Raw genomic sequence first — 12,312 nt, 5'->3', positions numbered from 1 at the left:
GCCGCCCGGGAGCTCGCTCCTCCGTTGGCGAGCTCACGCCCGAGGAGCGCGGCGGGCTCGCACGGGGCCGGGGGTCGCCGTGACCGGGTTGCAGGCGTACGGCTCGCAATGCCCGCGGCCGACGGCCCGGCAGCAGTAGAGGCTCCGGCGATCCCGCCCGACGAGCCTCATCTCCCAGCCGGCGGCGTTCACCTCGAGCACCCCGAAGCCCCACCGCTGCGACCAGTACAGCGACCGGCCGCCCGCGAAGGGCCCGGCGAACGGCTTGGGGTGCGTCGAGGAGGTCGAGGCGGCGATGAACTCGTCGTGACCGCGCGCCGTGCGGAGGTGCTGCAGGTCGTGGGCGTGACCGGCGAGCCACCCCGAGATGCGGTCCCCCATCGCGTCCTCGAGCTGCCGCACCCTGCGCACATACTCCGGCTGGCGGACCATGGCGGCGCGGTTCCGCGGGTCGCCCGCGACGTCGGCGTAGTAGTGCCCCACCACGAAGCAGTGACGCTCGCCTCCGCAGCCCGCGGACGCGCGGCGGACGAAGTCGAGCTCGTCCTCCCACCGGAACCCGCCGTAGTCGCCCGCGAGGAGCAGCGTGTCGATCACGATGAGCCGCGCCGGCCCGCGCTCGACGACGTAGTGCCTCCCGGGCATCCTCCAGTGCGGACCCTGGTGCTGCACCTCGAGGCACGCCTTCACGCGCTGCTCGGTGGCGGGCGGCCCGCGGAGCTCGCGGCGGCACGGCCCGTCCACCCTCACGTCGTGGTTCCCGATCGCGAGGTACACCGGGACGGGCTCGCCGCCGCGCGAGAGCCCCTCGAGGCGGCGCTCGAACGACCGCGCGAAGCGCCCGTCCGCGCCGATGTCCTGCCCGGGGCGCACCGTGTTCCCGTCCGCCTCGAAGGCGCAGCTCGCGGCGTTGCGGACGCGCGGGTCGGGGCCGCAGGCGTAGAGGTTGTCGCCGACGTGGATCGCGAGGTCGAACGGAGCGGCGGCGTTCTCCGCCAGCATCGCGCGCGCGACGGCGCCCTGCTGGGGGGTGACCGCCCCGAAGTCCCCGAAGAAGAGGATGCGGATCGCCGGGGGCTCGAGCGGCGCGGCCGCCGGGAGCACCTTCACCGCGCGCCGCTCGACCCTGTCCTCACGCGAGGAGACGCACGCGACGGAGGCGAGGACCGCGACGACCACGAGGGCGACTCGCGCACGCATGGAGAACAGTGACGTAGCGGAACGGCGCGCCGCGCGCACGCCCGGCGGGCGCCGCTTCCGGGGCGGAGGCGAACGCAGCGGCGCACGCGCGCGTCCGGGCGGCGCGTTATGGTCGCCCGGCCGTCCCTCTTCCTGGAGGCCAGAGTTGCAGGAACCCAGCGATCCGGCCGATCGGGCCCGCATGAGGGCGCCCGCCGCGCCTGGCGCGGCTCGACCGCCGCCTGCCGCGGTCGCCCTGCTCACCGCGGCCGCGCTGGGCTGCTTCGCTGCGAACTCGCTCCTCGCCCGCGCGGCGCTGCGGGGGTCGCTCGCGGACCCGGCGAGCTTCACGGGCCTCCGGATCGTCTCCGGCGCGGCCTTCCTCGTCGCCCTCGCCGCGGCGCGTGGCGGGCGGCGGGGCAGCGGAAGCTGGGCCTCGGCCGCCATCCTGGTCGTCTACGCGGCGCCGTTCTCGTTCGCGTACGTCCGCCTCCCGACCGGCGCGGGGGCGCTGCTCCTGTTCGCGGCCGTGCAGGTGACGATGATCGGCCTCGCCGTCGCCCAGGGAGCTCGCCCCGCGCCGCGGCAGTGGGCGGGGGTGACGATCGCGCTCGGCGGGCTCGCCGCGCTGACGCGACCGGGCGCGCACGGCGTCGAGACGGCGGGCGCGGCCCTGATGATCGTCGCGGGCGCGGCGTGGGGCGTCTACAGCCTGCGCGGCCGATCGGCCCGCGATCCGCTCGCCACGACGGCCGACAACTTCGCCCGGGCGGCGGCGCTCGCGCTGCCGCTCGCGGCGGCGGCCCTCGGGGCGTGGGGCTCGCGGCTCACGGCGGCCGGCGCGGCGCTCGCCGTCGCCTCCGGCGCGCTCGCGTCCGGCGGCGGCTACACGCTCTGGTACGCGGTCGTGCCGGCGCTCGGCGCGACGCGTGCGGCCGCCCTCCAGCTCGGCGTGCCGGTGCTCGCGGCGGTGGGCGGCGTGGCGCTGCTCGGCGAGCGCCTCACGCCGCGGCTCGTCCTCTCCGCGGCCGCGATCCTGGCCGGGATCGCGCTCACCCTCGTGCCGCGGCGTCGCCGCTAGCGCAGCCTCCATGAACCCTCCAGCCAGGGGCAGGGCGCCCGCCAGAGGCCGCCCGCCCGACGGGCGGCGCGGCCCCCAGGCATTCCCACGCGCCGCTAGTACGTGCCGGAGAACCTCGTGCAGACGTTGTGCTCCTCGTCGCACACCTTGACGTTGGTGAACACCACCGACATCGGAGGCGAGCAGTCCGGCTGGAACGTGGGGGTGAGCTCGAGGAAGAAGACCGCCTTCCCGTTCTGGACCGGGAAGTCGCCCTCCGCCGAGAAGGCTTCCTTGTTGTCCGCCTTGGGGTGGTGATCGCCAGGATTGATGCACGCGGCATCGGCGCTCAGCACGATGTGAACCTGGGTCTCGCTCCCGAGACCGGCCTCTTTCCCGTCTGCGATCAGCGTGTCCCCGTCTCGCTCGACGGTCACGCTCACGAAGTGCGGGCTCCCGGCCCGGGCGATCCCTGGCCCGAGGACAGCCAGCGCGACGACCGCAAACCCGAGCCACTGCCCGACCATTCCCTTCACGCGCATACGACCTCCTCCCGCGCGCTGAAACGTCGCGCGCGAACCTTCCTGCGTTGCCGGCGCGGGGTCGCTCCGACGCGCGCGGCGCAGGAATGGCGATTGGCAATAGCTGGTGGTCGATGAGACTGTGCGTCGAGGCGCACGCATTGAGAAGGAGTCTCGGCGTGCGTTCGCCCATTTCTGATGGGTCGGCCCGCATCGTGGAATCTGAGACGTGTGCCTTCGACGGGGCAGGCACGCCCGGCGCTCGAGCCGCGTCGACGCCGCGGCCCTGCGGCCGAGCGCGTCGCGTGCGCCCGCGGCACTGCGAGCTCGGCGTGGCAGCGCGCGGGACCTCGGCGCGGGAGCCGCTCGGCTCGGATGACCGGCTCGCGCCGAGTTCATCTTACGGTGAACGCCGTACGATCCCCGCGGGACGGCCCGAGCTCGAGCAGAAGCTCGAAGCCTCCCTCACCGCGGAGGAGCGGCGCACGCGGTCGCCGCCGCGCCGCGGCGGCGCGTGGGCGCGCCCTCACTGCGCGCGCGAGCGAGCCGCGCGTCGTCGGGCCACGGCCGCGCCCGGCGAACGCGCGCCGCGACGGCTACGGAAGCACCGTCTCCCCGTACGACAGGTAGCGGTCGACGCCCTGCGCCGCCTCCCGCCCCTCGCGGATCGCCCAGACCACGAGCGACTGGCCGCGCGACATGTCGCCCGCCGCGAACACGCCGGGGACGCTCGTCATCTTGCTCTCGTCCGTCCAGACGTTGCCGCGGTCGTCGAGCTTCACGCCCAGCTGCTGCAGCATGGGCTTCTCCGGCCCCACGAACCCGAGGGCGAGGAGCACGAGGTCGGCCGGGACGACGCGCTCCGAGCCGGCGACCTCCCGAGGGCCGAACCGGCCGTCCGGTCCCTTCGTCCACTCGACGTCCACGACGTGCAGCTCCTTCACCCTGCCCTGCGCGTCGCCGACGAAGCGCTTCGTCAGCGCCTGGAAGCGGCGCGGGTCGGCACCCCAGAGCTCCTTCGCCTCCTCCTGGCCGTAGTCGAGCTTGAGGACCTTGGGCCACTGCGGCCACGGGTTGTCGGCCGCGCGCTCGAGCGGGGGCTGCGGGAGGATCTCGAGCTGCACGACGCTCCGCGCCCCGTGGCGGATCGACGTGCCGACGCAGTCCGTGCCGGTGTCGCCGCCGCCGATGACGACGACGTCCCGGCCCTTCGCCGAGATGAACCGCCCGTCCGCGTGGCGCGAGTCGAGCAGCGACTTCGTGTTGGCGTGGAGGAACTCCATCGCGAGGTGGATGCCCTCGAGGTTCCGCCCCTCGACCGGGAGATCGCGCGCCTGCGTCGCGCCGCCCGCGAGGACCACCGCGTCGAAGTCCTTGAGGAGCCGCTGCGCGGGGATGTGCTTGCCGATCTCGGTCTCGGTGACGAAGCGGACGCCCTCGTCCGCGATGAGCTGCACCCGCCGCTCCACCACCGCCTTGTCGAGCTTCATGTTCGGGATGCCGTACATGAGGAGCCCGCCGGCGCGGTCGGCGCGCTCGAACACCGTGACGGTGTGCCCCGCCTTGTTGAGCTGCTGGGCGGCCGCGAGGCCCGCCGGGCCGGAGCCGATGACGGCGACGCGCTTCCCGGTGCGCGCGGCCGGCGGCTGCGGCTTCACCCAGCCCTCGGCGAAGGCGCGCTCGACGATCTCGTGCTCGATGAGCTTGATCGTGACGGGCGGCTCGTTGATGCCGAGCGTGCAGCTCCCCTCGCAGGGCGCCGGGCAGACGCGCCCGGTGAACTCGGGGAAGTTGTTCGTCTTGGCGAGCCGGATGTAAGCCTCCTGCCACTGCCCGCGGTAGACGAGGTCGTTCCACTCCGGGATGAGGTTGTTCACCGGGCACCCGGCCGCCATCCCGGCGATGAGCGTGCCGGTGTGGCAGAAGGGGATCCCGCAGTCCATGCAGCGCGCGCCCTGTTGCCGGAGGGTCTCCTCCGCGTACGGCGGGTGCGCCTCGCTCCAGTCCCCGATCCGCTCGCGCGGCGGCCGCTCGTGCTTCGGCTCCCGCGGGTACTCCATGAATCCAGTCGGCTTTCCCATCGCTGTCTTCCCTAGTTCCCGCCGACGCGCGCCTCGTCGTGCGCGTTCTCCTCGAAGGCCGCCATCTCCGCTTCCTCGGCCGAGAGCCCCTTCTCGCGCATCCTCGCCTGGGCCTCGACGACGCGCCGGTAGTCGTTCGGCAGCACGCGCACGAGCCGCTTCGCCGTGTCCGTCCACCGCTCGAGCAGGCGCCGCGCGTGCGCGCTGCCGGTCCACTCGGCGTGCTTCTCGACGAGCGCCCGCACCGCGGCGAGCTCCTCCTCGTCCTCGATGCGCGCGAGCCCCACCATCTGCCTGTTGCAGCGGCTCCCGAACTGACCGTCCGCGTCGAGGACGTAGGCGACGCCGCCGGACATCCCGGCCGCGAAGTTCCGGCCGGTCGGCCCGAGCACGACGACGCGGCCGCCGGTCATGTACTCGCAGCCGTGATCGCCGACGCCCTCGACCACCGCCTGCAGGCCGGAGTTGCGCACGCAGAAGCGCTCGCCGGCGAGGCCGCGCACGTACGCCTCGCCGCCCGTCGCGCCGTAGAAGGCGACGTTGCCGATGATGATGTTCTCCTCCGGGACGAACGTCGCCTCGCGCGGCGGGTGGACCACGATCTTGCCGCCCGAGATGCCCTTGCCGACGTAGTCGTTCGCGTCGCCCTCGAGGACGAGCGTCATCCCGCGCGGGATGAACGCGCCGAACGACTGGCCCGCCGACCCCTGGAAGTGGAGCTGGATCGTGTCCTCGGGGAGGCCCGCGGCCCCGTGGCGCCGGGTGACCTCGCTGCCCGTCATCGTGCCGACGACCCGCATGGTGTTGCGGATGGGCAGGGTCGCGCGGACGGGCTTCCTCTCCTCGAGCGCGGGGCGCGCGAGGTCGAGGAGCGTCGTCGCGTCGAGCGTCTGCTCGATGCCGTGATCCTGCGGGATCTGGCAGGTGCGCCCGTAGCTGCGGGGCACCGTGGGCTTGAAGAGGATGCGGCTGAAGTCGAGGTTGCGGGCCTTCCAGTGGTCCACCGCGCGGCGCAGCTCGATCCGCTCGGACCGGCCGACCATCTCGTCGATGGTGCGGTAGCCGAGCTCGGCCATGAGCTCGCGCACCTCCTGCGCCACGAAGCGCATGAAGGTGACCACGTGGTCCGGGTCGCCGGTGAACTTGGCGCGCAGCTTCGGGTCCTGCGTCGCGACGCCCACCGGGCAGGTGTTGAGGTGGCAGGCGCGCATCATGATGCAGCCGAGGACGACGAGCGGCGCGGTCGCGAAGCCGAACTCCTCGGCGCCTAGGAGCGCGCCGACGACCACGTCGCGCCCCGTCTTGAGCTGCCCGTCCACCTCCACCACGATGCGGGAGCGGAGGTCGTTCATCACGAGGACCTGGTGCGTCTCGGCGAGGCCGAGCTCCCAGGGGATGCCCGCGTGCTTGATCGAGGTGAGCGGCGAGGCGCCCGTGCCGCCGTCGTGGCCGGAGACGAGCACCACGTCGGCGTGCGCCTTGGCGACGCCCGCGGCGATGGTGCCCACGCCGACCTCGGCCACGAGCTTCACCGAGACGCGCGCGCGGTGGTTCGCGTTCTTGAGGTCGTGGATGAGCTGGGCGAGGTCCTCGATCGAGTAGATGTCGTGGTGCGGCGGCGGCGAGATGAGGCCGACGCCCGGCGTCGCGTGGCGCACCTTGGCGATCCACGGGTAGACCTTCGAGCCGGGCAGCTGGCCGCCCTCGCCCGGCTTCGCGCCCTGGGCCATCTTGATCTGCAGCTCGCGCGCGTTCACGAGGTACTCGCTCGTGACGCCGAACCGGCCCGAGGCGACCTGCTTGATGGCGCTGTTCTTGGAGTCCCCGCCCGGCTCACGCGCGTAGCGGGAAGGATCCTCGCCGCCCTCGCCGGTGTTCGACTTGCCGCCGATGCGGTTCATCGCGACGGCGAGCGCCTCGTGCGCCTCCTTCGAGATCGAGCCGTAGCTCATCGCGCCGGTCTTGAAGCGGCGCATGATCGACTCGACGGGCTCCACCTCGTCGATGGGCACCGGCTTCGGGCCGGGCACGAGGTCCATGAGGCCGCGGAGCGTGTTGAGGTGCCTCGCCTGGTGATCGACGAGCGAGGTGTACTCCTTGAAGAGCGCGTAGCTCTTCGAGCGGCACGCGTACTGGAGCTTGTGCACCGTCTCCGGGTTGAAGAGGTGGTGCTCCCCGTTCGCGCGCCACTTGTACTGGCCGCCCGCGGGGAGGCTCGTGTGGAAGATGGGTCGCTTCGGGGGGAAGCCGCGCTCGTTGCGGAGCCGCGCCTCCTTCGCGACGACGTCGATGCCGACGCCGCCGACGCGGGTGGAGGTCCAGGTGAAGTACTCGTCGATGAAGTCCTGGTTCAGGCCCACCGCCTCGAACACCTGGGCGCCGTGGTAGCTCTGGATGGTGGAGATCCCCATCTTGGAGATCACCTTCACGATCCCCTTGCTCACGGCCTTCACGTACTTCTTCTCGGCCTCCGCGGCCGGGCCGGGGATGAGCCCCAGGTTCACCTGGTCGTGGATGGTCTCGAAGGCGAGGTAGGGGTTCACCGCGGACGCGCCGAAGCCCACGAGCAGCGCGAAGTGGTGCACCTCGCGCGGCTCGCCCGTCTCGAGGACGAGGCCGATGCGCGTGCGGGTGCCCTCGCGGATGAGGTGGTGGTGCACCGCCGAGACGGCGAGGAGCGAGGGGATCGGCGCGTCCTCGGCGTCGTGGCCGCGATCGGAGAGGACGATGAGGTTGTAGCCCTCGGCGATGCACTCCGAGGCCTTGAAGCGCAGGTCCTCGAGCGCCTTGCGCAGCCCCGCGCCGCCGTCCTTGGCGCGGAACAGGATGGGGAGCGTGATGGCGCGGAGGCCCTTCGATCCCGGCCCGCCGTCGAGCGCGCGGATCTTCTCGAGCTCCTCGTTGCGCAGCACGGGGGTCGGCAGGGAGAGCTGCCGGCAGGCGTCGGGACCGGGCTCGAGGAGGTTCCCCTCCGGCCCCACGGCGGTCTCCACCGCCATGATGATCTCCTCGCGGATGGCGTCGACCGGCGGGTTCGTCACCTGCGCGAAGAGCTGCTTGAAGTAGGCGAAGAGCGGCTGCGGCTTCTCCGAGAGCACCGCGAGCGGCGCGTCGTTGCCCATGGAGCCGAGGGGCTCGGTGCCGTCGGTCGCCATCGGCGTGACGATCATCTTCACGTCCTCGGCGGTGTAGCCGAAGACCTCCTGGCGGCGGAGGACCGTCTCGTGATCCGGCTCGATGACGTGCTGCGGCCTCGGCAGCTCGTCGAGGCGCACCGCGAAGCGCTCGATCCACTCGCGGTACGGATGCTGCCTGGCGATCCGCTCCTTCAGCTCGTCGTCCGCGACGATGCGCCCCTCGGAGGTGTCGACGAGGAAGATGCGCCCGGGCTGGAGCCGGCCCTTGCGGAGGACGCGGTCGGGGGGGATGTCGAGGACGCCGACCTCGGACGCCATGACGACGAGGTCGTCCTTCGTCACGTAGTAGCGCGAGGGGCGGAGCCCGTTGCGATCGAGGAGCGCGCCGACGCGGACGCCGTCGGTGAAGGCGATCGACGCCGGCCCGTCCCACGGCTCCATGAGGCAGGAGTGGAACTCGTAGAACGCGCGCTTCGTGGCGCTCATCGACTCGTGCCGGTTCCAGGGCTCCGGCATCATCATCATCATCGCGTGCGGGAGCTCGCGGCCCGAGAGCGTGAGCAGCTCGAGCACGTTGTCGAACATGGCCGAGTCGGAGCCCTCGGTGTCGACCACGGTGAGGACCTTCTGCAGGTCCTCGCCGAGGAGCGACGAGCGCATCATCGACTGGCGCGCGTGCATCCAGTTGATGTTGCCGCGCAGCGTGTTGATCTCGCCGTTGTGCGAGATGTAGCGGTACGGGTGGGCGCGCGACCACGACGGGAAGGTGTTCGTCGAGAAGCGCGAGTGGACCATCGCGATCGCGGTGACGAGCGCGGAGCGCGACAGGTCCGGGTAGAACGCGCGGAGCTGCGGCGCGTTCAGCATGCCCTTGTAGACGACGGTCTTGTGGGACAGGGACGGCACGTAGAAGTGCGTGCGCCCGGGGATCGCGGAGCGCGAGACCTTCTTCTCGACCAGCCGGCGGATGACGTACAGCTTCCGCTCGAAGCTCATCGCGTCGGGGCAGTTCGAGCCGCGGCCGACGAAGATCTGCCGGACGACGGGCTGGCTCGCGCGCGCGGTGGGCCCCAGGGTGGAGTCGTCGGTGGGGACGTCGCGCCAGCCCAGCACCTGCTGGCCCTCCTCGCGCACCACGGCCTCGAAGATCCGCGCGCACTCGGCGCTGCCCGCCGGGTTCGGCGGCAGGAAGACCATGCCCGCGGCGTAGTGGCCCGGCCGCGGCAGGCGGACCCCGAGCGGCTCGCACTCGGCCGCGAGGAACGCGTGGGGGAGCTGGAAGAGGATGCCCGCGCCGTCGCCGGTGTTCTTCTCGGCGCCGACGGCGCCGCGGTGCTCGAGGTTCACGAGCACCTCGAGGGCCTTCGAGAGGATGTCGTGCGAGGGGCGGCCTTTGATGTCGACCACGAAGCCGAAGCCGCAGGCGTCGTGCTCGTGCTGGGGGTCGTAGAGGCCCTGCTTCCCTGGATACCCGGTCTCGATCATTCTCACTTCACCCTTTGCGAAACGCCTTCACGCCGCGGCAACCGCGGCGCCTCCGCTCGATCGGATCTCCGGATCGCGATGCACACCGTGCGCCGCCTCCGCTCCACTCGGGGCGCGGGGAGCGACCGGCGAGCCGTGCGGCTACGGCACGCTGCACGAGCAAGAAAATCGAGTGTCGCCAAGGGGAAGCGTCTCAGTCAATACCGGCCCGCCCCGATCGGCGCACTGCCCGAGATCCGGGCGCGCTGCTGCTCGTTCGACGTGCAGACAGGCGACGGGGCTGCCCGTCGACTGGGCACCCCCGTCGCGCCTGCTCGATCATCGGGCCCGGGCCCGCTGCCAGGGGCGAGCCTGCCCGGCCGCCGGGCAGCGCCGCGCGCTGCCGCCCGCCCGTCCGCCCTACGCCGCTCCGGTGAAGCCGCGAGTCTTCCGGCAGACTACCCGCGGGGCCCGCGGCCCCGGCGCGCCTGCGCGGGCGGCGCCTCCGCGAGGATGCCGCGCTCGCCGTTCGCCGGGTAGCGCGCTGCGACGCGAGGCTCGGCGCCGTCGAGGTTCTCCTGATCGCGCGGGCGAAGGAGCAGCTCGACGGTGGACGTCCCCTCGGGGACGTCCTTGGCGAGGAGGAAGCCCGTCCCGTCGTTGCCCGGGAGCACGGAGCCGAGCGCCTTCGTCTGGCCGCCCTTCGTGCGCGCGGCGACCACGTACTCCTGGCCCTCGGGCGGCGCCGCGAGGCCGTAGAAGTACACGCGCACCGCCTTCTCGGACGGGTGGGCGAAGGCGATCCCGCTCTCCTGCGCCTTCGGGTTCACGCCGTAGAAGAGCGCCGCCGCGGCGCCCGCGGAGCGCTGGAGGCCCTCCTCGGCGCGCGCGTCGGTGAGGAGCTTGTCCCGCTGCTCGACGGTCTTGTGGAGCTCGGCGACCTCCTGCTGCGCCGCCTTCGCCTCGCGCTCCACCGAGCCCGCCTTCGAGACCTGCATGATGCCGTACCCCGCGAGCGCGAAGACGCCGACGATCACGGGGATGATGAAGAGCCAGAGCTTGCCCTCGGAGCCCTTGCTCTCGAGGACGCTGCCAAATTCGATCCGGTCGGAAGCCATTCCCTAAGGTAGGGCCCGGGCTTCGGGGAGGGCGACTCGTCCGGGCGCGACGAGGTCGCTCAGGAGAGCGCTCCTCCGTTCGGCCGCAGGGGCGGGGTGGCGCGGAGCGGCGGTCAGCTGCCGAGCGCGAGGTCGTGCGGCACGCGGCCCGACCGGTACTCCTTCAGCCGGTACTGGATCTTGCGGATCGAGACGCCGAGGATCTCCGCCGCGCGCGCGGTGGAGCCGCCCACCTGCTCGAGCGTGCGGAGGATCGCCTCCCGCTCGATCTCGAACAGCGACGCGCCGGGGATGAGCGCGATGGCGCCGGCCTCGTCGACGCGGCCCCCCTGGAGCACCGGGGAGAGGTCCTCGGCGGCGATCTCCGTGCCCTGCGTCCGCGAGAGCGCGCGCTCCACCACCGAGGCGAGCTCGCGCACGTTGCCCGGCCAGTCGTAGCCGAAGAGCGCGGACAGCGCGCCGGGCGTCAGCCCGGTGATCCGCCTGCCCGCCGCGAAGGAGGAGGTCTCGAGGAAGTGCTGCACGAGCGCGGGGATGTCGCTCTTGCGCGCGCGGAGCGGCGGCAGCGCCAGGGACACGACGTTCAGCCGGTAGTAGAGGTCGTCGCGGAAGCTGCCCGCCCGGATCTCCTCCGCGAGGTCGTGCTGCGTCCCGGCGACGAGCCGGACGTCCACGTGGATCGTCGTGCGCCCGCCGACGCGCTCGAGCTCGCCCTGCTGGAGCACGCGCAGGAGCTTCACCTGGAGCGCGGCGGGGAGCCGGCCGACCTCATCGAGGTAGAGGGTCCCGCCGTCGGCGTCCTCGAGCCGGCCGGGGCGCCGCTCGTCGGCGTCGCCGAACGCGCCGGCCTCGTGGCCGAACAGGTCCGCCTCGAGCAGCGCCTCGGAGCGCGCCGCGCAGTTGACGCGCACGAACGGCCGCTCGCGGCGCGGAGACCACTCGTGGAGCGCCTGCGCGACCTGCGCCTTCCCCGAGCCCACCTCGCCCTGCACGAGGACGGCGGCCTTGGTCGGCGCGACGCGGCGGAGCACCTCGACGAGCGCGGTCAGCTCGGGGGCGGAGCCGACGATCGAGGCGCGCGCACGGGCGCGCTCGCGGAGCGCCGCGCGGTCCCGGCGCAGGCGCCGCCGCTCGAGCGCCTTCTCGATCACGATCACCGTCTGCGTCGGATCGAGCGGTCGGACGAGGTAGCTGTCGGCGCCGGCGCGCATCGCCGCGACCGCGGCGTCGAGCCGGTCGAGCGGCGTGGAGACGACGACCGACGCGTCCGAGCGGGAGGCGCGCAGGCGGCCGACCATCGCGGCGCCGTCGCAGCCGGGCAGCGTCGCGTCGGTCAGGACCGCACCCGGACCGAAGGTGGGGACGAGCGCAAGCGCGCCCTCCGCGGTCGACGCCTCGACGGCGTCGAACCCGCGCTCGAACAGGGCGGCACGGAGCGACGCCCCCTCGAGCGGGTTGGCGTCGATGACGAGAATGCGATCGCGAGGCATGAAACCGGTCGAACGCCGTAGCAAGCTCCGTACCCGGGTTTTGCGGGTTTTTTCGTGCAGGAATTGCGGGGACGCGGGGCGCGCTCCCGGCGCCGCGCGAGGGCTCGCCCGTCTTCAACCTCGCGCCACCGCTCACGAATCCACTCGGCGTCGCCCCTCGGATCCGCCCGCTCGGGCGCCGCGCCGCGGCGCACGCCGGGCGGGGGATCACCCGGGCCCGGGAGGTCACCTGCCTCCGCGTCCGGCATCCGCTACGAAGCAC

At 72.9% G+C, this 12,312-nt stretch carries 7 protein-coding genes; 1 reads left to right on the top strand and 6 read right to left on the bottom strand.

Going from position 1 to position 12,312, the window contains the following annotated elements; genetic code table 11:
- Positions 1-33 precede the first annotated feature (33 nt).
- Positions 34-1,200, bottom strand: coding sequence for a metallophosphoesterase (locus tag MNY60_RS04630; RefSeq protein WP_242334329.1), 1,167 nt, complete (start codon positions 1,198-1,200; stop codon positions 34-36).
- A 181-nt stretch (positions 1,201-1,381) separates the two neighbouring features.
- Between MNY60_RS04630 and MNY60_RS04625 the strand changes: the two genes are divergently transcribed.
- Entirely contained in the window at positions 1,382-2,260 is an 879-nt protein-coding gene (locus MNY60_RS04625) for a DMT family transporter (RefSeq protein WP_242334326.1), read from the top strand.
- A 95-nt stretch (positions 2,261-2,355) separates the two neighbouring features.
- Here MNY60_RS04625 and MNY60_RS04620 read toward each other — a convergent pair whose 3' ends face one another.
- The 5 genes from MNY60_RS04620 to MNY60_RS04600 form a co-directional block, all read right to left on the bottom strand.
- Positions 2,356-2,781, bottom strand: coding sequence for a hypothetical protein (locus MNY60_RS04620; RefSeq protein ID WP_242334323.1), 426 nt, complete (start codon positions 2,779-2,781; stop codon positions 2,356-2,358).
- A 575-nt stretch (positions 2,782-3,356) separates the two neighbouring features.
- Positions 3,357-4,841 carry a glutamate synthase subunit beta gene (locus MNY60_RS04615; RefSeq protein WP_242334320.1) on the bottom strand — a complete coding sequence of 495 codons (1,485 nt, stop codon included), beginning with the start codon at positions 4,839-4,841 and terminating at the stop codon, positions 3,357-3,359.
- A gap of 11 nt (positions 4,842-4,852) precedes the next feature.
- Positions 4,853-9,463 (bottom strand): glutamate synthase large subunit, encoded by a 4,611-nt coding sequence (gene gltB, locus MNY60_RS04610; protein ID WP_242334318.1) that lies wholly within the window; start codon positions 9,461-9,463, stop codon positions 4,853-4,855.
- Positions 9,464-9,900: 437 nt separating this feature from the next.
- On the bottom strand, positions 9,901-10,560 hold the full coding sequence (locus MNY60_RS04605; RefSeq protein ID WP_242334315.1) for a hypothetical protein: 660 nt from the start codon (positions 10,558-10,560) through the stop codon (positions 9,901-9,903).
- A gap of 113 nt (positions 10,561-10,673) precedes the next feature.
- Positions 10,674-12,050: a sigma-54 dependent transcriptional regulator gene (locus tag MNY60_RS04600; RefSeq protein ID WP_242334312.1), complete on the bottom strand. Its 1,377-nt coding sequence runs from the start codon at positions 12,048-12,050 to the stop codon at positions 10,674-10,676.
- Between the last annotated feature and the right edge of the window lie 262 nt (positions 12,051-12,312).

The sequence above is a fragment of the Anaeromyxobacter sp. SG17 genome, from assembly GCF_022690695.1.
GTDB classification, from domain to species: domain Bacteria; phylum Myxococcota; class Myxococcia; order Myxococcales; family Anaeromyxobacteraceae; genus Anaeromyxobacter; species Anaeromyxobacter soli.
The sequence above is the reverse complement of the archived record's forward strand: the minus strand, read 5'-3'. Positions and strand labels throughout refer to the sequence as shown.

Excerpts from the sequence above, each read along its gene's own strand:
- MNY60_RS04630 (WP_242334329.1), bottom strand. The coding sequence starts at position 1,200 with ATGCGTGCGCGAGTCGCCCTCGTGGTCGTCGCGGTCCTCGCCTCCGTC.
- MNY60_RS04615 (WP_242334320.1), bottom strand. The coding sequence starts at position 4,841 with ATGGGAAAGCCGACTGGATTCATGGAGTACCCGCGGGAGCCGAAGCAC.
- MNY60_RS04625 (WP_242334326.1), top strand. The coding sequence starts at position 1,382 with ATGAGGGCGCCCGCCGCGCCTGGCGCGGCTCGACCGCCGCCTGCCGCG.
- MNY60_RS04620 (WP_242334323.1), bottom strand. The coding sequence starts at position 2,781 with ATGCGCGTGAAGGGAATGGTCGGGCAGTGGCTCGGGTTTGCGGTCGTC.
- MNY60_RS04600 (WP_242334312.1), bottom strand. The coding sequence starts at position 12,050 with ATGCCTCGCGATCGCATTCTCGTCATCGACGCCAACCCGCTCGAGGGG.
- MNY60_RS04605 (WP_242334315.1), bottom strand. The coding sequence starts at position 10,560 with ATGGCTTCCGACCGGATCGAATTTGGCAGCGTCCTCGAGAGCAAGGGC.
- gltB (WP_242334318.1), bottom strand. The coding sequence starts at position 9,463 with ATGATCGAGACCGGGTATCCAGGGAAGCAGGGCCTCTACGACCCCCAG.